Origin of the sequence: Agrobacterium sp. LY4 (assembly GCF_001526585.1) — a bacterium.
Lineage (GTDB): Bacteria > Pseudomonadota > Alphaproteobacteria > Rhizobiales > Rhizobiaceae > Agrobacterium > Agrobacterium leguminum.
In genome coordinates this window covers 855,942-876,028 of record NZ_ASYA01000001.1, presented here as the reverse complement: position 1 = coordinate 876,028, position 20,087 = coordinate 855,942, and the positions used below count along the sequence as shown (strand labels likewise).

The 20,087-nt window shown below is 60.9% G+C and carries 25 protein-coding genes and 1 riboswitch; of the genes, 12 read left to right on the top strand and 13 right to left on the bottom strand.

Annotation, left to right across the window (positions count from 1 at the left end; all coding sequences use genetic code 11):
- Positions 1 to 63 precede the first annotated feature (63 nt).
- Positions 64 to 465: a DUF930 domain-containing protein gene (locus L904_RS04355; RefSeq protein ID WP_003522276.1), complete on the bottom strand. Its 402-nt coding sequence runs from the start codon at positions 463 to 465 to the stop codon at positions 64 to 66.
- Between the two features lie 224 nt (positions 466 to 689).
- On the opposite strand from L904_RS04355, the gene L904_RS04350 reads away from it, so the two are divergent.
- On the top strand, positions 690 to 2,789 hold the full coding sequence (locus L904_RS04350; protein ID WP_031234511.1) for a S9 family peptidase: 2,100 nt from the start codon (positions 690 to 692) through the stop codon (positions 2,787 to 2,789).
- Positions 2,790 to 3,068: 279 nt separating this feature from the next.
- Here L904_RS04350 and L904_RS28045 read toward each other — a convergent pair whose 3' ends face one another.
- Positions 3,069 to 3,287: a hypothetical protein gene (locus L904_RS28045; protein WP_197416732.1), complete on the bottom strand. Its 219-nt coding sequence runs from the start codon at positions 3,285 to 3,287 to the stop codon at positions 3,069 to 3,071.
- On the opposite strand from L904_RS28045, the gene L904_RS04345 reads away from it, so the two are divergent.
- From L904_RS04345 to L904_RS04330, 4 genes are all read left to right on the top strand, one after another.
- Entirely contained in the window at positions 3,286 to 4,296 is a 1,011-nt protein-coding gene (locus tag L904_RS04345) for an ABC transporter substrate-binding protein (protein ID WP_020813177.1), read from the top strand. The genes L904_RS28045 and L904_RS04345 overlap by 2 nt on opposite strands.
- 246 nt (positions 4,297 to 4,542) lie before the next feature.
- The gene (locus L904_RS04340) at positions 4,543 to 5,451 is read left to right on the top strand and encodes a proline/glycine betaine ABC transporter permease (RefSeq protein WP_020813178.1); all 909 of its coding nucleotides are present in this window, start codon (positions 4,543 to 4,545) and stop codon (positions 5,449 to 5,451) included.
- A complete protein-coding gene (locus L904_RS04335) occupies positions 5,444 to 6,535 on the top strand; it encodes a glycine betaine/L-proline ABC transporter ATP-binding protein (RefSeq protein ID WP_020813179.1) in 1,092 nt (363 codons plus the stop codon). The genes L904_RS04340 and L904_RS04335 overlap by 8 nt, the downstream gene beginning before the upstream one ends.
- A 360-nt stretch (positions 6,536 to 6,895) precedes the next feature.
- Complete coding sequence (locus L904_RS04330; RefSeq protein WP_003522271.1) at positions 6,896 to 7,183, top strand: hypothetical protein; 288 nt, start codon at positions 6,896 to 6,898, stop codon at positions 7,181 to 7,183.
- Positions 7,184 to 7,193: 10 nt separating this feature from the next.
- Here the strand turns inward: L904_RS04330 and dmeF are convergent, their stop codons facing one another.
- Together dmeF and dmeR are read right to left on the bottom strand one after the other, a co-directional pair.
- Positions 7,194 to 8,201: a CDF family Co(II)/Ni(II) efflux transporter DmeF gene (dmeF, locus tag L904_RS04325; protein ID WP_020813180.1), complete on the bottom strand. Its 1,008-nt coding sequence runs from the start codon at positions 8,199 to 8,201 to the stop codon at positions 7,194 to 7,196.
- Positions 8,202 to 8,221: 20 nt separating this feature from the next.
- Positions 8,222 to 8,494, bottom strand: coding sequence for a Ni(II)/Co(II)-sensing transcriptional repressor DmeR (gene dmeR / locus L904_RS04320; protein WP_003509296.1), 273 nt, complete (start codon positions 8,492 to 8,494; stop codon positions 8,222 to 8,224).
- A 127-nt stretch (positions 8,495 to 8,621) separates the two neighbouring features.
- On the opposite strand from dmeR, the gene L904_RS04315 reads away from it, so the two are divergent.
- The 4 genes from L904_RS04315 (at position 8,622) to L904_RS04300 (ending at position 10,790) form a co-directional block, all read left to right on the top strand.
- A complete protein-coding gene (locus L904_RS04315; RefSeq protein WP_020813181.1) occupies positions 8,622 to 8,984 on the top strand; it encodes a hypothetical protein in 363 nt (120 codons plus the stop codon).
- A gap of 112 nt (positions 8,985 to 9,096) precedes the next feature.
- Positions 9,097 to 9,510: a helix-turn-helix domain-containing protein gene (locus tag L904_RS04310; RefSeq protein ID WP_003522268.1), complete on the top strand. Its 414-nt coding sequence runs from the start codon at positions 9,097 to 9,099 to the stop codon at positions 9,508 to 9,510.
- Positions 9,511 to 9,714: 204 nt separating this feature from the next.
- On the top strand, positions 9,715 to 10,203 hold the full coding sequence (locus tag L904_RS04305) for a GNAT family N-acetyltransferase (protein WP_003509304.1): 489 nt from the start codon (positions 9,715 to 9,717) through the stop codon (positions 10,201 to 10,203).
- A gap of 20 nt (positions 10,204 to 10,223) precedes the next feature.
- A complete protein-coding gene (locus L904_RS04300; protein WP_020810767.1) occupies positions 10,224 to 10,790 on the top strand; it encodes a type 1 glutamine amidotransferase family protein in 567 nt (188 codons plus the stop codon).
- A gap of 192 nt (positions 10,791 to 10,982) precedes the next feature.
- On the opposite strand, the gene L904_RS04295 is transcribed toward L904_RS04300, so the two are convergent.
- The 6 genes from L904_RS04295 to L904_RS04270 all read right to left on the bottom strand — a co-directional run bounded on the left by L904_RS04295 (position 10,983) and on the right by L904_RS04270 (position 14,982).
- Positions 10,983 to 11,297, bottom strand: a complete 315-nt coding sequence (locus tag L904_RS04295) for a hypothetical protein (RefSeq protein WP_020810768.1) — start codon at positions 11,295 to 11,297, stop codon at positions 10,983 to 10,985.
- Positions 11,298 to 11,301: 4 nt separating this feature from the next.
- Complete coding sequence (locus L904_RS04290) at positions 11,302 to 12,012, bottom strand: CbtA family protein (protein ID WP_020810769.1); 711 nt, start codon at positions 12,010 to 12,012, stop codon at positions 11,302 to 11,304.
- Between the two features lie 11 nt (positions 12,013 to 12,023).
- Positions 12,024 to 12,206: a CbtB domain-containing protein gene (locus L904_RS04285; RefSeq protein ID WP_003522264.1), complete on the bottom strand. Its 183-nt coding sequence runs from the start codon at positions 12,204 to 12,206 to the stop codon at positions 12,024 to 12,026.
- A gap of 160 nt (positions 12,207 to 12,366) precedes the next feature.
- Positions 12,367 to 12,603, bottom strand: a riboswitch (cobalamin riboswitch).
- 185 nt (positions 12,604 to 12,788) lie between these two features.
- Positions 12,789 to 13,709, bottom strand: coding sequence for a cytochrome c (locus tag L904_RS04280; protein WP_020810770.1), 921 nt, complete (start codon positions 13,707 to 13,709; stop codon positions 12,789 to 12,791).
- A 90-nt stretch (positions 13,710 to 13,799) separates the two neighbouring features.
- Positions 13,800 to 14,234 carry a cytochrome c gene (locus L904_RS04275; protein WP_003522262.1) on the bottom strand — a complete coding sequence of 145 codons (435 nt, stop codon included), beginning with the start codon at positions 14,232 to 14,234 and terminating at the stop codon, positions 13,800 to 13,802.
- A gap of 118 nt (positions 14,235 to 14,352) precedes the next feature.
- On the bottom strand, positions 14,353 to 14,982 hold the full coding sequence (locus L904_RS04270) for a LysE family translocator (RefSeq protein ID WP_020810771.1): 630 nt from the start codon (positions 14,980 to 14,982) through the stop codon (positions 14,353 to 14,355).
- A gap of 133 nt (positions 14,983 to 15,115) precedes the next feature.
- Here L904_RS04270 and L904_RS04265 point away from each other — a divergent pair, with 133 nt between their 5' ends.
- Positions 15,116 to 15,817: a YafY family protein gene (locus tag L904_RS04265; protein ID WP_020810772.1), complete on the top strand. Its 702-nt coding sequence runs from the start codon at positions 15,116 to 15,118 to the stop codon at positions 15,815 to 15,817.
- A 200-nt stretch (positions 15,818 to 16,017) separates the two neighbouring features.
- Here L904_RS04265 and L904_RS04260 read toward each other — a convergent pair whose 3' ends face one another.
- Positions 16,018 to 16,869, bottom strand: a complete 852-nt coding sequence (locus tag L904_RS04260) for a metallophosphoesterase (protein ID WP_031233993.1) — start codon at positions 16,867 to 16,869, stop codon at positions 16,018 to 16,020.
- A gap of 265 nt (positions 16,870 to 17,134) precedes the next feature.
- Entirely contained in the window at positions 17,135 to 17,737 is a 603-nt protein-coding gene (locus L904_RS04255; RefSeq protein WP_003522258.1) for a superoxide dismutase, read from the bottom strand.
- Between the two features lie 220 nt (positions 17,738 to 17,957).
- On the opposite strand from L904_RS04255, the gene L904_RS04250 reads away from it, so the two are divergent.
- Positions 17,958 to 18,320 (top strand): hypothetical protein, encoded by a 363-nt coding sequence (locus tag L904_RS04250; protein WP_020813093.1) that lies wholly within the window; start codon positions 17,958 to 17,960, stop codon positions 18,318 to 18,320.
- Positions 18,321 to 18,324: 4 nt separating this feature from the next.
- Here the strand turns inward: L904_RS04250 and L904_RS04245 are convergent, their stop codons facing one another.
- On the bottom strand, positions 18,325 to 18,867 hold the full coding sequence (locus L904_RS04245; protein ID WP_031234493.1) for a GNAT family N-acetyltransferase: 543 nt from the start codon (positions 18,865 to 18,867) through the stop codon (positions 18,325 to 18,327).
- A 96-nt stretch (positions 18,868 to 18,963) separates the two neighbouring features.
- Here L904_RS04245 and L904_RS04240 point away from each other — a divergent pair, with 96 nt between their 5' ends.
- Positions 18,964 to 19,851, top strand: a complete 888-nt coding sequence (locus L904_RS04240; protein WP_020813095.1) for a LysR family transcriptional regulator — start codon at positions 18,964 to 18,966, stop codon at positions 19,849 to 19,851.
- Positions 19,852 to 20,087: the final 236 nt, after the last annotated feature.

Sequence of the window (20,087 nt, the reverse complement as noted above, 5' to 3'; positions counted from 1 at the left end):
CCGTTGACGACGCGGCAACAAAGCGGCGGCTAAACGCCGGTCTGAAATCGAAAAATTCCGTGCTCAGTCATAAAGATACAACTTCTTCCACTGCTCTTCGGGAATTTTATCGCCCACACGGTAATCGAAGGACTGGATGCTGAGGCTGTCGCTCTTCAGCTGGCACTTGTATTTCAGCTTGTACCATTCGCCCGAACTTCTGAAGACCGCGCCCGGCGCCTTGATGGAGTTCTTGCCAACTTCCGGATCACCGAAAGTGTAGGCGATGACCTTGTCCGGCCGCATGCCCTTCTGCTCGGTCGCTATCCTTTCCATCGCCTCGATATCGCAGCGCTGTTCCAGCCGCTCCTCGGGGGCAAGCGCGTTCAACTGCCGCATGACGCTGGCGTCGATCGCGAAAGCAGGCGTGAAGGTCTGCAAGCCAAGGAAAAAGGCAGAAAGGGCAGCGGGAAGAAGCTTTCGCATGGGATCCTGTCAGTTTTTTCGTTTGTTCTTGTGATGGGCGGCAGGCCGGGCGGCCTGCATCCATCATCGCTGATTTGCCGGATATTGCCAAAATGTGATCGAAAGCTGACGAAATTGTGCCCAAGCCGCATTCCGCCTGTGGAGATTTGAAACTTGATCGACCGCAAGGCCCGCTCTACATCTTGGTGCCGCCCAAGAATTCTTCATACGAAAGCGAGTTTCCCTTGCCGATTTTCAAGAACCTGCCCGCCGCCCCGACCGCCGAAAAACGGCCCGTTCAGGATACGCATCACGGCATTACCCGCACCGACGATTACGCATGGTTCCGGGCCGATAACTGGCAGGCCATGTTCAAGGACCCAACCCTGCTCGACCCGTCGATCCGCGCCCATCTGGAGGCGGAGAACGCCTATATGGAAGCGGCCATGGGTGACACCAAGGCGCTTCAGGAAAAGCTGTTCGAGGAAATGAAGGGCCGCATCAAGCAGGATGATTCCTCCGTACCGGTCAATGACGGGCCTTATGCCTATGGCACGCTGTTCGTGACCGGCGGCGAGCAGCCGCATTATTTCCGCACCCCGCGCGGCGGCGGCGAAAAACACGTGCTGCTGAACGGCGACAAAGAGGCCGAGGGCAAGGATTATTTCCGTCTTGCCGGCCTCGACCAGTCCTCCGATCACAGTCACGGCATCTGGGGTTATGACGACAAGGGCTCGGAATATTTCACCCTGCGCATCCGTAACCTCGAAACCGGCGAAGACCTTGCCGACGTCGTGGAAAACACCGGCGGTGGCGGCGCATGGGCGCCCGATGGCAAGAGCTTCTTCTACACGCTGCAGGACGAGAACCACCGCCCCTCCAAGGTCTTCCATCACATTATCGGCGAGCCGCAATCGGCCGACCGGCTGGTCTATGAGGAAAAGGATCCCGGTTTCTTCATGGGCGTCGGCGCGTCGGTGCTCGACGATTTCATCTTCATCGACATTCACGACCATGAGACCAGCGAATATCGCATTCTCTCCACCAAAGACCTGACCGCCGAGCCTGCTATCGTGGCGGAGCGCGAAGAGGGCATCGAATATTCGATGTGCGAAGGCGGCGATGTCTTCTTCATCCTCACCAATGACGGCGACGCCAAGGATTTCCGCATCGTGGAAGCACCGGTCACCGCACCCGGCAAGGAGAACTGGAAAGAGGTGGTTCCGCACGAGCCGGGCCGCCTTATTCTCTCGGTCGATGCCTATGCCCGCCACCTGATCTGGCTGGAACGCCGCGACGGCCTGCCGCGCATCGTCATCCGCGACCGCCGCACCGGCGAGGAACATTCCATCGCCTTTGCCGAAGAGGCCTATTCGCTTGGCCTGCATGGCGCGGCGGAATATGACACGGATGTCATCCGCTTCTCCTATTCCTCGATGACGACGCCGAGCCAGCTGTTCGATTACGACATGGTGACGCGCGAGCGCACGCTGCTGAAGACGCAGGAAGTACCCTCCGGCCACAATCCGGACGATTACATCACCCGTCGCATCATGGCCCCTGCCCATGATGGCGAGCTGGTGCCGGTCTCCCTGCTCTATCGCAAGGATGTGGCGCTTAACGGTTCCGCCCCCTGCCTGCTTTATGGTTATGGCGCTTACGGCATCTCCATTCCCGCCTCTTTCTCCACCACAACGCTGTCGCTCGCCGACCGTGGTTTCATCTATGCCATCGCCCATATTCGCGGCGGCAAGGACAAGGGTTTCGAATGGTACGAAACCGGCAAGATGGAAGCCAAGCAGAACACCTTCAAGGATTTCATCGCCGCCGCCGATCATCTGGTTCAGGAAGGTTTCACCTCCTATAATGGCATTATCGCCGAAGGCGGCTCGGCCGGCGGCATGTTGATGGGGGCTGTCGCCAATATGGCGCCGGAAAAATTCGCCGGCATCATCGCCGCCGTTCCCTTCGTGGACGTGCTCACCACCATGCTCGATGACACTTTGCCGCTCACCCCGCCGGAATGGCCGGAATGGGGCAATCCGCTGGAATCGGCAGAGGAATATGGCTGGATCGCCGCCTACAGCCCCTATGACAATGTGGGTGCGAAGCCTTACCCGCCTATCCTGGCGCTTTCCGGCCTCACCGATCCGCGCGTGACCTATTGGGAGCCGACCAAATGGGTGGCGAAGCTGCGTGAGAAGACCACGGGGGAAGCGCCCATCCTGCTGAAAACCAACATGGCGGCCGGCCATGGCGGCAAGTCGGGCCGTTTCCAGCGGCTGGAGGAAATCGCCTTCGAATATGCCTTCGCGCTGAAGGTGGCCGGCAAGGACGCCGCATGACACGCTGATGGCGGAACGGGCGGCGGAGAGCCGTCGCTCGCTCCGAAAACAGTATAAAAATACCCTTCGAAAACCCGTTTCTGAATATTTTTTCCACAAAATCGCGCCGGTATTTTTTCTTTAAATACCACTTAACGACATAACGGATTTTTATTTCAAACTACTGAAACTCAAAATACACCTCAGTAAATTACAAATATATTTTCAGTATTACGCCAGACCGAAAAATGTTCCGGGAATCGAACGCATGGCTGCGACGCGCCATTTCGCGTTGCAATATCACTTTTTGGCCGTATTATGCCGGTCGTTGACATATTCATGCGCCTTTTCGCCGCGTCTCCTGCGGCAATGCCGCAGCGTGTTCTGCGGATATTCTTCTTGCCGTATTTTTTCGGCTTTTCCACGCGCCATGTCAGTTCGCCCTTGGCAATCCGGGCTTTGCAGTGCTCCCGCTTTGCCAATTGAAAACACTGCATCAGACTTGGGGGTCTTACACATGAAGAAACTCCTCGCCTCGACCATTCTCGTAACGGGCTTTATCATCGCTGCCGGTGCAGCAAATTCCGCCAATGCCGCCGAAGAGTGCGGCAGCATCTCCATCGCCGAAATGAACTGGGCATCCGCCGGTGTCGCGGCTTACGTCGACAAGTTCATCATGGAAAACGGCTATGACTGCACGGTCAATGTCGTCAGCGGCGATACCATGCCGACCTTCGCCTCCATGAACGAAAAAGGCCAGCCGGACATGGCGCCCGAATTGTGGGTGAACGCCGTGCGCGAGCCGCTCGATGCTGCCGTCAAGGACGGCCGCATGATCGAGGCGTCTAAAATCCTCACCGATGGCGGCGTCGAAGGCTGGTGGATCCCGAAATTCATCGCTGACGCCCACCCCGACATCAAGACCGTCGAGGATGCGCTGAAACATCCCGAACTTTTCCCCGCCCCGGAAGACGCCAGCAAGGGCGCCGTGCATAATTGCCCGTCCGGTTGGAACTGCCAGGTGACCACCGCCAATCTTTACAAGGCGCGCGAGGGCGACAAAAAGGGCTTCACGCTGGTCGACACCGGCTCGGCCGCCGGCCTCGACGGCTCCATCGCCAATGCGTTCGAAAAGAAGCAGGGCTGGCTCGGCTATTACTGGTCGCCCACCGCCATTCTCGGCAAATACGAGATGGTGAAGCTGGATGACGGCGTCGAACTCGACCGCGCCCATTTCGACGACTGCACGGCCAAGGTCGATTGCGCAGCGCCGAAGGTCAACGCCTATCCGGTTGCCGATGTCTATACCGTCATCACCAAGGACTTCGAAAGCAAGGCCGGCGTGACGCTGGACTACATCAAGGCCCGCAACTGGGACAACAAGACGGTCGCCGAAATCCTCGCCTGGATGGATGAGAACCAGGGCACCAACGAGGACGGCGCGGAGTATTTCCTCGAGAACCATGAGGACATCTGGACGAAGTGGGTTCCGGCCGAGGTGGCGGAGAAGATCAAGGCTTCGATGTGATTGGTTGATGGGGGAGTCGGCGCAAGCCGCTTACCCCCCTCTGCCCTGCCGGGCATCTCCCCCTCAAGGGGGGAGATCGACCTGCGGCGGGGTATCGCCCATCACAAACGTTGAGAATTGGAAAAGGGTGCGCCCTGCTGATCTCCCCCCTTGAGGGGGAGATGTCCGGCAGGACAGAGGGGGGTGCCCGCGCACTCCAACCTCCAACCACCCATCCCTCAATAACCCAAAGGGAAAACAACAATAATGGCCCTCTGCACTTACCTGTCGGACCTGCTCTGCAAGTTCCCGGCCATCGACAATTCCACGATGCGTGTGGCACGCAAGACCATCGATGACGGTTTTCGCGACATCGTGCGCAACTACGGCGATGCGATCGATGTGATCGTGCATCCGCTGCAGCTCTTCCTCAATTCCTCGGAGCGGCTGTTCATCCAGACCCCTTGGATCGTCACGCTCCTCATCATTCTCGCCATCGTGCATCTGGCCGGTCGCAGCTTCAGGATTACCGGCGGCACGGCGCTCGCCCTGCTGATGATCGGCGCGGTCGGCCTCTGGCGCGACGCCATGACGACACTGTCCATCGTCGCCATCGCCACCCTGATCGCCATCGTCATCGGCCTGCCGCTCGGCATCCTGATGGGACGTTCGGAACGCCTGCAACGCCTCATCAATCCCGTGCTCGACGTGATGCAGACCCTGCCGAGCTTCGTTTATCTCATCCCCGTGGTGGTGATTTTCGGCATCGGCAAGGTACCGGGCCTGATCGCAGTGGTGATCTATGCCATTCCGCCGGTTATTCGCCTCACCAGCCTTGGCATTCGCCTGGTGGACCGGGAGGTGCTGGAAGCGGCGGACGCCTTCGGCTCCTCCAATGGCCAGAAGCTGTTCAATGTGCAGCTGCCGCTGGCACTGCCCACCATCATGACCGGCATCAACCAGACCATCATGATGGCGCTCGCCATGGTCGTCGTCGCCTCCATGGTCGGTGTCGGCGGGCTCGGCAAGAACGTGCTGCAGGCCATCAACAACCAGTTCTTCACGGTGGGCTTCCTGAACGGTTTCGCTCTGGTCGCCATCGCCATCATGTTCGACCGGGCGAGCCAGGCTTTCGGCAAGCGCCTGCAGAAATACCGCGAGGTCTCCCATGGCTAAAAGCATCGAAATCCGCCACCTTTACAAGATCTTCGGCAAGCATCCAGAGAAGTATCTCGAAGCGGTGCGATCCGGCATGGACAAGGCCGAACTGAACGACAAACACAACCACGTGCTCGGCCTCAACAACATCAACATCACCATGCCGGGCGGCAAGATCACCGTCGTCATGGGCCTTTCCGGCTCCGGCAAGTCGACGCTGATCCGCCATATCAACCGGCTGATCGATCCGACCGCCGGCGAGGTGCTTTACGATGGCGAGGACATCTGCGGCATGAGCGCTTCGTCGCTGCGGCAATTCCGCCGCCACAAGACGGCGATGGTGTTCCAGAAATTCGGCCTTTTGCCGCACCGCACCGTGCTGGAAAACAGCGTCTACGGCCTCGATATCCAGGGTGTGCCGCGCAGCAGAAGCGAGGAAAAGGGCCGTTACTGGCTGGAGCGTGTCGGCCTTGCCGGTTACGAGGATTATTATCCGAACCAGCTTTCCGGTGGCATGCAGCAGCGTGTCGGCCTTGCCCGCGCGCTTGCCAATGACGCCGATATTCTGCTGATGGACGAAGCCTATTCGGCGCTCGATCCGCTGATCCGTGTCGACATGCAGACCATGCTGCTCGATCTGCAGCAGGAGCTGAAGAAGACCGTGGTGTTCATCACCCACGATCTGGACGAGGCGCTCAGGCTCGGCGACCACATCGCCATTCTCAAAGACGGCGAAGTGGTGCAGCAGGGCGATGGCCAGAGCATCATCCTCTCCCCGGCCGATGGTTACGTCACCGACTTCGTGCGCGACGTCAATCGCGGCCGCGTGCTGCAGGCGACCACGGTGATGGAGCCGCTGGAAAGCCGCCCCGAGGGCATGCCCGTGCCGGAAAACGCGACGCTGGAAACCATTGCCCGCGACATGTCGGAAGCCAACGAGACGACCGCGCATGTGGTGGACGAGGACGGCAAACCGGTCGGCAGCATCGGCCTCGATACGCTGGTGGCTGCGATGGTGACGCCCGCGCCGCAGGAGGTTGAGGCGAAGGAGCCGGAGAAGCTCCAGGAAACGGTTATGCCGGTGGAGAAGGAAACAGCGTAATCCGGCACTGGACGGATTGGCCGCATCCGCGAGATTTCCTCTTTCCGTCATACCGGCCTTGAGCCGGTATCCAGCGAGCCCAAGTCCTTGGGCTAAAAGGACTCTTCCCGCCGCGCAGACGCGCGTCGGCTGGATTCCGGATCAAGTCCGGAATGACGGGAAATGGCGTGCCTCTGGCGCCACCGGCATGACGCCGCAAGAACAAACACCCTGTGCAGTTCTGCATGCTCCCGATGCAAAAACGAAGCACTACTTCGCCGGCTGTCAACCCTCGGCAGTCGCTGCAGCGCAGCAAGCGCAAGTTTCGGACAAGTCGCCGCCGTTAACCATTCGTTAACTTTTGAACGCGGAATCACCGACATGCAGATCGAAAGCAATATTGGCGGATATAACTATCAGGGTCGCATCCGCGACATCGAAAAAGCTGGCAGCGCTCAAAGCGCGCCGGAGGAGCAGGCGGTAAAACGCGGCCCCGGCAATCCCACCGTTTCCAGCACCATTCTTTCCCAGTCGCTGGCCAATGTTCTGTGGGCCGTCGGCAATGGCAGTGCGCCCGCATATCAGGATACGGCCGCGGCTTCCCCCGAGGACAAGGCGGAAGCCGAGGTGGAATGGGTGCGCAGCGCCTATTCGGAATATACCGAATAGGCGATTCCAATCAGGCCCTTGCCGGGCTCACTTCCACCGTCACATGCGAGAGTTCATGTATGGCGGCAAGTTTCTGCTTGTAGAAAGCCGGCGCTTTCGGCGCCTGCGAATGGATCGCCACGATGGCGGCGTGATGCCCCGGCCCTACCTGCCAGACATGCAGGTCGGTGATGCGATCCTCTTCCGTCTCCACGCTTTCACGGATTTCCTGCGGCAAATCCTCCGCCGGCGGCAGCGCATCGAGGAGCGTGGTCGCCGTGGAGCGGATCAGCCCCCATGACCAGCGAGCGATGACCAGACCGCCAACGATACCCATCAACGGATCGAGGAACGACCAGCCGTTCCATTTGCCGAGCAGCAGCGCGACGATGGCGAGAACCGAAGTCAGCGCATCCGCCAGCACATGCAGATAGGCCGCGCGCAGATTATTGTCCCGGCCGCCCTTTGCGCCATGGTCCGCATGGTGACCGGCATGGGAGCCGTGATCGTGATGGGCGTGGCTGCCATGGCCATGATGGGCATGCGAGCCGTGGCCGTGACCATGATCGTGGTGATGGTCATCCTTCAAAAGCACGGCGCTGAGAAGATTGACGGCAAGGCCGATGATGGCGACGAGGATCGCCTGGTTGAAATCGATTTCGACGGGATTGATGAGGCGCATCGCGCTTTCGACGGCAATCAGCAGCGCCACCACCGCCAGCACGATGGCGCTGGCAAAACCCGCCAGATCGCCGAACTTGCCGGTGCCGAAAGTGAAGCGCGGATTGCGCGCCTCGCGGCGGGCATAGAGATAGGCGAGCGCCGAAATCAGCATCGCGCCGGCATGGGTGGACATGTGCCAGCCATCCGCCGTCAGCGCCATGGAGCCATACCAGTGGCCGGCAACGATTTCCGCCACCATCATGGCCGCGGTCAGCGCAATGACCATCCAGACACGCCTTTCATTGCGCTCATGGTTCTGGCCAAGAAAAACATGGTCGTGACCGGCTGCTGCACGGTATTCGGATGTCGTCGTCATGTCGCTAATCCTGTTCGATTTTACCGTATGTAGGTCTTCAGCACCTGGGCCAGCTCTTCCGCCGCCCGCGCCCGCTCGTCTTCGTTTTCGGCATGCACCACATGCTCGTGCAGATGCTCCTGCATCACCTCCCCGGTCAGGCCGGAAAGCGCGCCGCGCACCGAAGCGAGCAATTGCAGCACCTCGCCGCAGGGCTTGGCATCATCCAGCGCGCGCTCCACCGCCTCCATCTGCCCTTTCAGGCGGCGGATGCGGGCCAGAAGCTTCTCCTTGTTGCGGATCGTATGGGACATGGGCACCTCATATACTATAGGGGGGTATACTATATGAGCGAGTTTTTCCGTTCAAGCCCCGTGCGACGCAATCCTCGCGAATGTTTCGGCCGCTAAAAATACCTCATGAAACCTAGGGGACTCAGTCATGACGACTATTGCAGCAACCATCAGCAGCTATCATCCCACTCCGATCCGGAGCCTTGAGCCGACAAAGGGCAAGGAAACCCACTCCACCACCGAAGCCCTGCTGGAGCTGACGCGCGCCGCGCATCGCACCATTTCGAGCGTCGAAAGCATCGCCACGGCCGTCGCGCCGGCCGCCGCCAGCGTTTCGACCGGCCTTGCCGCAGCGCTCTGGAACCTCGACAGCGGCGCTTCCACGACGACCGCACCCGCTCTGGACATGGGCGACATGGCCGCATCGGCACAGCCGGAAACCGCATCCAGCATCGAGAACGATGTCCTCAAGGCGCTCGCCCAGGCGCTCGGTGTGGATGAAGCCGCCTGAGACCCATTGAACGGCAGGCTGAAAAGCCATATCTCTAGAGACTAGAGCATCGCACCCGGAACGGTCGAGCCATCCGTTCTGCCGTCGCTGCACCCGAGATATGGAGAAAGAGATGCTGTCCATCGGTGAACTGTCCAAACGCACCGGCGTCAAGGTGCCGACTATCCGTTATTACGAGCAGATGGGCCTCATCCGCGAAGCCGACCGTTCGGACGGCAACCAGCGCCGTTACGAAAAGACCGACCTCGAAAGGCTGGCCTTCATCCGCCATGCGCGCGATCTCGGGCTGAACATCGACGCCATCCGCGAACTGATCGCGCTTAGCCAGCACCGGCAGATGCCCTGCGAAGGCGCGGACCGCATCGCCGCCGAACACCTCGCCCATGTGCGCGAGAAGATCGCCAGCCTGAAGAAGCTGGAGCACGAGCTGGAGCGCATCGTGTCCCATTGCCACGGCCATTCGATCGAGGATTGCTACGTCATCCGCGCGCTTTCCAATCACGGCATGTGCGAGGGTGAACATTGATCGGAAAACCGGGCTTGACAGATTGCGGATTCGGGCGCATTGCATGTCCCATGATCAACGAACGCGCACCCATCTCCTGCTCGTACTTTTGGGCCTACCTCTAAGGGCGGCTCGACAGATCATATTGTCAACAAGCCGCCGTCAGGCGGCTTTGTTGTTTCTCAAGCGTCCTGACGGCACCGATAAGACCAAAGGACCGAAAAAATGACCGAAGATAGCTCCCTTACACTGGAAAGACCGCCCGTCGTCATCATTCGTGGCGCACGCAAGACGGATTTGCCCGAGCTCAACGAGATGATCACGCTGCTTGCCTCCTACCACGGCGATGCGGCGGCGATCACCCCGGCGAAACTGGAACGCGACCTGTTCGGTCCGCTGCCCTGGGTGCATGGACTGGTTGCGGAAGCCGATGGCGCGCTGATCGGTTACGCCCTGCTTCTGCCGCTCTACAGGGCGCAGGAAGGCCGGCGCGGGCTTGAGCTGCATCATCTCTTCGTGCGTGACGGGCATCGCGGCCATGGCACCGGCCAGCATCTGGTTTCCCGCGCCCGCGATATCGCCAAACGCCTCGGTTGCGACTATCTTTCCGTCAGCGCCACGACCGGCAATGTCGCGGCGCATCGCTTCTACGAAAACATGGATTTCGCGCCCCGGCCGGTTACCGGCATGCGCTACATGCAGTCCATCGCCTGATTAAAACCACGGAGACGGCCATGACACGGATCGCCATTGCGCTGGCGCAGGATTTTGCGGACTGGGAACCGGCGCTGCTTGCTGCGGCAGCCCGCAGCTATCTCGGCGTCGAGATCGTCTATGCCACGCCCGATGGCCGGCCGGTAACGTCCATGGGCGGGCTGACCGTGACGCCTGACACATCCTATGACGCGCTTGATCCGGCCGGCATCGATGCGCTCGTCATTCCCGGCGGCTTGAGCTGGGAAAAGGGAACGGCTGTCGATCTTGGCGGGCTGGTGCACCGGTTTCGCGACAGGAACCGGCTGGTTGCCGGCATCTGCGCGGCGGCAAGCGCGCTCGGCGGCACGGGCGTGCTGAACGATGTCGCCCATACCGGCAATTCGCTGGCATCGCACAAGGCCTATGCCGTCTATAGCGGCGAATCGCTCTACCGCGACCAGCCGAAAGCGGTTAGCGATCGCGGCATCATCACCGCCGCCGGCAGCGCGCCGGTCAGTTTCGCTGTGGAAATCCTGAAACACCTCGGCCTCTTTGGTCCGGAAGCCGAGGCGGAACTTCAGGTTTTTGCGGCGGAGCATCGCTGAGGCGGACGCTGATATTGTGGGCCACGTAAGCCCGCCCGCCCTCATTCCTGTGCTTGTCACAGGAATCTAGCCAGCCCAAGTCCTTGGGCTGAAAGGACTCTTCCCGCCGCGCGGACGAGCGTCGGCTGGATTCCTGTGACAAGCACAGGAATGAGGTGGTGCAAAATACAAGCGTCTTGGCACCCTCACTCATCACCTCCGATCCAGCACCCGGCATACGCGCGCCGCTGGCTCCTCACCCTCCCCGGCAATCGCCCGGCGAATATCGCGGCTGTTCAGATGCAGGCTGCGGCCGGCGGGTAAATTTGCACGTTTTATCTTGGTGAGCGCCGCAGCGATAAAAGCGGCCTCGTGTTCATGAAAACAGGCAAGAGCCGCCTCGCGATCCGGGGTCGCCCCAAGGACTGCCTTGAAGGCAAGGCGGTGCACGGCGCAGAAAGCGCCGTGACCGGGGACGGCAAAACGCAGCGCATCGAGCTCCTCACTCCATTCCGCTGCGTCCTGCATGGATTTACGCCGACTGGAAGCGCTTCAGGAAAAACGCGCTCAATGTTCCGAGCAAAGCCCAGAAAACGAAGCTGGTCACGGTGGCGGCGACGATGAACTGACGCTCCAGCGGCAGCGGCGCCAGCGCATGTTCGCCTTCCGGCGGCAAGGGTGCGCCGACCACATGCGGTGCGACGATCAACACCAGCGCCAATACGATTGCCCAGGGTTCGCGGCGGAACGCGATCAGCGCAATGCCGCCCGCGGTTGCGGCAACCGTCGCAAGCCACCAGATCTGCCGCGCCTCAAGTGCGGCGGCCGGGCTGCCCGGCAGTTCCGGCGGCAGGCCGATCATCGGGGCCAGCATGACGGCGGCAAAGCCAGCAACGCCCCAGAGAAGGCCTTCGCGCCAGCCGCCATTCGTGCCACGCAGCGAAATGAGGCCGGTCAGCACCAACGCATAACCGATAGCGGTCAGCACATTAGCGGCGACGGTATAGGCGGTGCGCTCGAAGCCATCGGCCGGAGCCCAGGCCTCGTCATTGTGCTCATGGGCGGGAACGGCAGCACCGGGGGCCGTCGCATCATGGCTGTGGGGCGCTTCGCCGGCGCTTTCATAGGTTTCCGCCTGAAGGATGAGCGGCGTCGTGCCGAAAGCCTGCATGGCCGAAACGGCGAAACCGCCGAGAATGCCGACGAGAACGGCGGTAAAGACGATATTGCGAAAAGACGACATGCCGTTTCCCCTCAATGGCAGGGGAAGGCGTTGGCATGACGCGTGTCATGCGCGGCGTTATGAACGGCCTCCACATGGGAAAAGCCGACAAAACCGACAACGAACAGGCCAAGCACGATCGCCGTCAGCGATTGCGCGAAGCTGGTTGTTTTTGCGGAAACGGCGGCGTTGGCCGTATTCTGGTTGATGGACATGGTGACCCCTCTCCGGCGCGACCCCGCGCCTTTGGACGCGGCCGCACGGCAAAGGGCCGTCGAGCCGCTACGATACACTTCACCACGGGGATACGAGACTGACACAGGGAGGCGTCGATCCCGCCACCCTGAAATTCCGCTCTTCCGGACACCCCGCCGGCATGGATATTTCCGCGATGGCAGGTCTCCTGGCTTACGGGTCAAAACCTGAAACACCTTCCCGGCGTCACCCTCTCTGGAAACCCTCGGTTCCCGGCGAGATGGCTTGCCAGTGGCATTTCGTTTCAGGCTCTCCGCTCACAGTTGCGGGGGCAGCCACGAATGAGGATTTCTCCCTATCGTGTTCCCTTTTCACCTTCCGGAACGCCCGGAAGGAACCATCACAGGATTGTTATCCGATGGGCGGGGTCGGGAGTCAATGGTGGGCCTGACTTCGAACTGCACGCCGTCGCCTGCACCTCCGTCACCCCGGACTAGATCCGGGGTCCAGCGCGATCAAGTCCTTGATCGCAAGAGACTCTTCTCACGGCGCAGCCGCGCCGTGGCTGGATGCCGGATCTAGTCCGGCATGACGGCTGAGGATTACCGCGACGGTATGGCCTTCAGATAGGCGGCAATCGCATCGCGGTCTTCAGGCGTCAGATGCGCCATGTTCTGCTGCACCTTGACCATGGAGCCGCCGACGCTGTCGAATTCCGGGGTGAAGCCGTTTTCCAGATAGCTGGCAATATCGGCCTCGGCCCAGCTGCCGATGCTTTGCGAGCCGGGGGTAATGTCGGGAATGCGGCCCTCGCCTTCCGGGTTGGGCCCGCCGGCCAGCCACTTGTCTTTCACGAAACCGCCAAGCGCGTTGCGCGGCGTGTGGCATTCGCCGCAATGGCCCGGCCCTTCCACCAGATATTGGCCGCGCAGCAATTCGGCATTGGCATTGGCAAGCTCGACGCGGGGCCGCGCCGAGGGGTCGAAATAAAGGAATTTCCAGCCGCCCAGCGCCATGCGCAGATTGAAGGGAAACGGCAACTCGTGATCCGGCGCATCGTTCTGGCTGGCCGGCAGGGCTTTCAGATAACCGAAGAGATCGTTGATGTCCTTCTGCGTCATGCGGGCATAGGAGGCATAGGGAAAGGACGGGTAGAGATGTTCGCCGTTCCTGCCCACACCGCGCGTCATCGCATCGCCGAATTCCGCCAGCGTCCAGCCGCCGATGCCATGCTGCGGATCGGAGGAAATATTGGGGACATGGAAGGTGCCGAAGGGGCTTTTCAGCGCCTGCCCGCCCGAAAGCGTCAACAGCGCCTCACCTTTCGCATCGGGCGCGGCATGGCAGCTTGCGCAGCCGCCCGCCCAGAACAGCGTTTCGCCGTTGGCCAGATCCGGTTCGCCCAGGCTGACCCAGTGGCTGGGCGCCTGCCGCTGAGGCGCGGTGACCCAGGCGAATATGCCGTAGCCCGCAATGGCCGCGACGACGGCCCCGCCCGCGAGTTTCGTCCAGATGGAGGACATGCCCCTCTCCCCATTCTCACCTGACCCGGTCAGATGTCTTTCGTGCCTGAGAAAACGCCGCCGGTACGCGGCGTTTCCAAAGTGTTGCGATTATTTCTTCAGACGATAGGTCTGGTGGCAGGTGCCGCAATCGGCGCCGAGCGTCTTCATGGCGGTGGCGACGCCCGCCTGATCGGTGGGGAGATTGGCGAGAACCATGTCCGCATCCGTGCCGAGCTTGGCAGCCTTGGCCTTGAAGTCGTCGAAATTTTCCCAGATGGCGGGGGCAGCCGCACTGCCGGTCTCGGTGCCGGCGGGGAACTGGTCCGGGAAAGCCTTAGCGTTGGTGCCGATGGTGGTTACGGCAGTCTTGACGGTATCGGCGTCGAAGGGCTTTTCGCCCTTGGAGATGGCGGCGAGCGAACCCATCGCCCCACCGATCTGCTTCATCATGCCTTCACGTTTTTCGACTTCGCCGGCAGCGTAGACCGCTCCGGCGCAAAGACAGCCGAACAGCATGGCCGCGGTGATGGTTTTCAGTTTCATGCAACTCTCCTTGATTCCGGCCGGGACACCGGGCGCTATATGGAACGGCGCGAGGATGCCCTTTCCGGATGGCGAAAAGAAGTCACATTGCGGTGAATTCCATCGTGAAAACAGAAGCCTAAGACAGGGCCTCCCACAGTGTCAGCAGCGCTGCGGCAATCAGCATGAAACCGGCGGCGCGGCCGATGAAGATCGTGGCGGCGGGCGAAGAAACCAGCCATGCCCGGCTTTTATCCGCCGTCAGCGCCAGCGCGCCATAGACCGTAAACTGCGTGACCGCCACCATCGCGCCCATCACCAGCCCCTGCACCCAGATCGGGCCATAAGCCGGTTTGAGGAATTGCGGATAGATCGCCATCATGAACAGATAGGCCTTCGGATTGGAAAGGCAGGTCAGCACCGCCCGCCAGAAGGCTTTTCTGACCGAAGCGCTCGCCTGCGCCTCATCGCCGTTCACGACAATCGCGCTGCGCATCAGGCCGATGCCGATCCAGATCATATAGGCGGCACCGAAAACCAGAAGCGGCAGGAACAGCGACGGCATCCAGGCGGCAAGCATGCCGACGCCCAGGGCGCCGTAAAGCGAATGCACAATGCCGCCGGCGCTCATGCCGCTTGCGGCGGAAAGGCCGGTTCTCTTTCCCCCCGTCAGCGCGCTTGCCAGTACGAACAGCATATCCATGCCCGGCAGGATGATGATGCCGAACAGGACCAGAAAGAAAAGCCAGAGATTTTCGGCGTAACTCATGTCAGTATCTCCCAAAACGGTTCACGACACATTCGGGAAATCCCATGTTTCTCAATGTGTTTCTTCGTTTATAGGAAAAGCCAACTGACAGCGTTGTGTCAGTTGCGTGGGGAAATCCACCGGGAAAACGGCAATGCGCAAGGCGTCGAGACTGTTCGAGATCATCCAGATCCTGCGGGTGGCGCGCAGGCCTGTCACCGCGCAGACGATTGCCGAGGCGCTGGAAGTGACGGTGCGCTCGGTCTATCGCGACATAGCAGCGCTTCAGACCATGCGCGTGCCCATCGAAGGGGAACGCGGCGTTGGTTATATCCTGCGTCCCGGCTTCAACCTGCCGCCGTTGATGTTTTCCATCGAAGAGACGGAGGCGATCGTGCTGGCGCTCGCCATGGTGGCCCGCACCGGCGATAGCGAGTTGCGGCAGGCGGCAAGGCAGGTCAGCGACAAGATTGCCGCCTCCCTGCCCGAACCCCTGTCGAAAACCCTCTCCGCCAATGCCCTACATGCCTGGGGCAGCATCGCGCCCTCCCCCGCCGGCGTCGATCTTGCGACGGTCCGGCGGGCGGTGCGCGACGAGGAGAAGCTGGAGATCACCTATCGCGATGAAGCCGGCGCGCAAACGCAGCGGCGGGTTCGGCCGATTGCGGTGATCTATTATTCGGAGACGGTGAATATCGTCGCCTGGTGCGAATTGCGGCAGGCGATTCGCAATTTCCGCTCGGACCGGGTGCTGAGCTGCGAAACGACCGGCAGCTTCTTCAAGCTGGAAGGCGAGAAGCTGCGGCAATTGTGGATGAGCGGCTGGCAGAGCAACCAGTTGGGAAACAGAATTTAGTGCAGTTCGCAGCCCTTGTTATGTGTCGGAGCACCCCTCTCCGCCCTCATTCCTGTGCTTGTCACAGGAATCCAGTCGACGCGCGTCTGCGCGGCGGGAGACTCTTTTCAGCCCAAGGACTTGGGCTGGCTGGATTCCTGTGACAAGCACAGGAATGAGGGCTTCGAGAGAGGTCCGGCATCGCAGCAAGGCATTATTTCCTACAGGAAATACTCCAGCAGGCGATCCTCCTCGCGCCCGAAACCGCGAATGACGATTCGGTCGGAAAAGACATCGGCGATGGCGAAGGTGTTCTGGTCAGGCGTATCGACCATGCCCTTGAAATTCACGAAGTGGGTATTGCCCGATAGGCCGTAATTGCCCTCGTGATTATGGCCATTGAACCACGCGACGACCGAGGGATGGGAGCCGAGAAGCTCAAGGATACGCGGCGCGTCCCACATGTTGTGGGCGTTTTCCGGGTAAACAGGATAGTGGCAGAGAACGATCACTTTTTCGCCTGCCGCATCCGCCTTTTGCAGAACGGCCCGCAGCCATTCGAACTGCTCGTCGCTGAGCGAGGCGTTCCAGTCCTGCGCATTGATTGCACCCGCATCCGCCAGGCGCTTCAGCCGCTCTGCAGCAAGCGCCCGACGCGGATCGCCGGGCGGCGGGGCGAAAAGGCTGACCTCGTTGCCGTCAAGCACGACGAAGCGGATGTCGCCGATGGAAAAATCATGCCAGGGGGCGGACATGCCGAGGCGGGCGTGGATAGCCGGCAAATGCTCGGCAGCGACGGCGAAATCGTGATTGCCCGGCAGCAGCACCGAGCGGTGGCGAAGCCCGTCGTAAACGGCAAGGATCGCATCGAAATTGTCGAAGCCGCGGTCGATGATATCGCCGAGCGTCACGACGAAGGCCAGCTCCTCGCGGTTGAAGGTATCGACCGCGTCTGCGAGCTTTTTCGGGCTCTCGGCGTAATAACGGCCCATTTCCGGACGGGGAGCGGCATCGGCATATTGGGGATCGGCGACGATGCCGAAGGAGAAGAGAGGCGTGGTTTTTTCAGTCATGATGCGCCGCGATAAACCCGGCGGATGACAGGCTTGTGACAATAAAATCCGACAGGCCGCATCGCCATATCACAAATGCAAAACACCCGGCTTGAAGCCGGGCGTCTCAAGTGTGTGGATATTTCCTCTGTCGTCATGCTCGGGCCTGTCCCGAGCATCTGCCACGTCGCGTTTTGAGAGACGGAGCAGATCCTCGGCACAAGGCCGAGGATGACGTCGCGCGGGAAGAGGCTGCTTCGATCAGCAACCACGCGTTCCCCAAGCCTTACTTGGCGGCGGCTTCGTAACGCTCCAGGACGTAGTCCCAGTTGATGAGGTTGTCGACGAAGGCTTCGAGGTACTTCGGACGCAGGTTGCGGTAATCGATGTAGTAGGAATGCTCCCAGACATCGACGCCGAGGATGGGATCGGCGCCATGAACCAGCGGGTTTTCGCCGTTCGGGGTCTTGGAGATTTCAAGCTTGCCGTTCTTGACGGAGAGCCATGCCCAGCCGGAGCCGAACTGCGTGGTGCCGGCAGCGATGAAATCGGCCTTGAACTTGTCGTAACCGCCGAGATCGGAGGCGAATGCCTGCTCGAGCTTGCCCGGCAGCTTGTTGCCGCCGCCGCCCTTCTTCATCCACTTCCAGAAATGGACGTGGTTGTAATGCTGGGCAGCATTGTTGAAGAGACCGGCATTGGTGCCAAAGGACTTCTTCACGACTTCTTCGAGCGACAGGTCGGAAAGACCTGCTTCGGCCGCCAGCTTGTTGCCGTTGTCGACATATGCCTTGTGGTGCTTGTCGTGATGGAACTCGAGCGTCTCGCGCGACATGTAGGGTGCAAGCGCGTCGTAGTCGTAGGGGAGTTCGGGAAGTTCGAAGGCCATGGTTTTTACTCCTTTTTGCAGCGGGTTACCGCTCCTAGAAACCGTGTGAGCGGACCATAGGAGCGAACCTCAATTTGGGCAACCTGCGAAATATCAAAATGTTCCGACAAAAGAGAAAATTCCTCTCCGCGCGGCCGCCACCACATTTGTTTCACACCTTTGGCGTACCGTTTTCCACCCTATCGGTTCGCTTTTGCCGAGATTGCAGGAAGGAAATTCCATGACCCGTCCGATCCCCCGCACCATCCTCCTCTTTGCGGCCTTCTCGTCGCTCACCTTCCCCGCCGCCGCATCGTCGGATGACGCCTGGAAGGAGTTCGTGGCGGATGTGCAGACGGCCTGCCTTGCCGGCGCCAAAGACATGGTCGAGGACGCGAAGGCGGTGGTCGATCCCGTCGGCAGCGAGAATTACGGCCTCGCCATTCTCACCGGCAAGGCCAAACTCGCCGGGAAGAGTGGGGGCGCGGATGCGACCGTCAGCCATATCTGCGTCTACGACAAGAAAACCAAGGCCGTGGAGCTGGGCAGCGAGCTTGCCGGCGATACGCTGAAGGTGGAAATACCCGGCTCCACCAAGCCCTGATCGTTCAAAAGCGCGGCGTGGTGTCTCCTTCGCCCAGCGCGCGCTGCATCAGCACCGTATCCAGCCATTGGCCATGTTTCCAGCCGATGGATTTGAAGGTGCCGACATGTTCGAAACCGGCGGCGCGGTGCACGCCGATCGAGGCGGCATTGGCCGAATCGCCGATGACGGCGATCATCTGCCGGAAGCCTCGTGCCGTCGCCGCCTCGATCAACGCATCGAGCAGCTTGCGGCCGATGCCCATGCCCTTCATGGCCGGATCGATATAAACGGAATTCTCCACCGCCGCGCCATAGGCCGGGCGCGGGCGATAGGCGCCGGCATAGGCATATCCGGCTATCTTTCCATCGCATTCGGCGACGAGATAGGGGTAATTGCCCTCCACCAGAAGGCGACGGCGCTCGAGCATCGTCTCCGCGCTTGGCGGATCGATCTCGAAGCTCGCGCGGCCGTGCAGCACGGCGTCCCGGTAGATTTCGGCAATGGCTGGAATATCCGCCTCTTCGCAGGGGCGGATGGTAAGGCTGGAAACGGTGGAAAGGGTCATTCTCTTGTCCTGCGGATCATTCACGCCGTCATTGTGCATTGCGGCGCAGCCAAAATAAAGATTATCTGTCTTATACAAACGATAAGGTTTTCTTTGATGATGGACCTTGACCTGCGGCAGCTGCGCAGCTTCATGGATGTGGCCGATCTCGGCAGTTTTTCCGCCGCCGCCGACAAGGCGGGGCTGACGCAGCCGGCCATCAGCCTGCATATAAGGCTGCTCGAAAAACAGCTCGGTGTGCGGCTGATCGAAAGGGTGGGCAGGCGCGCGCAGCCGACGGCGGCGGGGCGCGACTTTCTCATCCATGCAAGGCGGATTGCCGAAGAAGTCGCGCATGCCATCGATACCGTAGCACCTCATCGCAGCGGGGTGACGGGACGCCTGCGCATCGGCACCGGCGCCACCGCCTGCATCTATCTGCTGCCGCCGGTGCTGGGGAAAATCCGGCAGGCCATGCCCGGCATCGAAATCGTCGTGCAGACCGGCAATACCCACGATATCCTCCGGCTTCTGGAGGCCAATACCATCGATGCGGCGGTGGTGGCCCTGCCCGCCAGCGGCCGCAGCCTCGATATCAGCGATATCCATATCGACGAGCTGGTCGCGGTTTTCCCGCAAGGCTCCGTTTCTGACGCAACGGCGCTCAACGCCGAGACACTTTCGGCGCGGCCGCTGCTGCTTTATGAGGGCGGCAATACGCGCCGGCTGGTGGATCAATGGTTTTCGGCAAGCGGCCGCACCGTGCAGCCCGCCATGGAACTGGGCAGTGTCGAGGCGATCAAGAAGCTCGCAGGCGCGGGCCTTGGCCTTGCCATCGTGCCGCGCATGGCGATGGAGCATGAAGGCGCGGCATCCGGGCTCGAATGGCGCTCGCTCGAACCGCCGCTGGAGCGCCGGATCGCGCTGGCTATGCGGCGCGACAAACATATGACCGCGCCGCTGCGGGCGCTTGCCGCTGCGCTGCCGGATGTGCGGAAACGGTGAGGCCCGCGCCGGTTGCGAGGGCGGGCCTAGACTTGTTGACGAGAAGGAACTGTACTCTCTCCTCCGTCATGCCGGTCCCCGGAACAAGCCCGAGGATGATCCGGCATCCAGCCACGCGCGTCTGCGCCGTGAGTAGAGTCTCTCGCGATCAAGGACTTGATCGCGCTGGACCCCGGATCTAGTCCGGGGTGACGAAGTGCGGATGCTAGTTCCTCGCCACATCCAACGCTGGATTT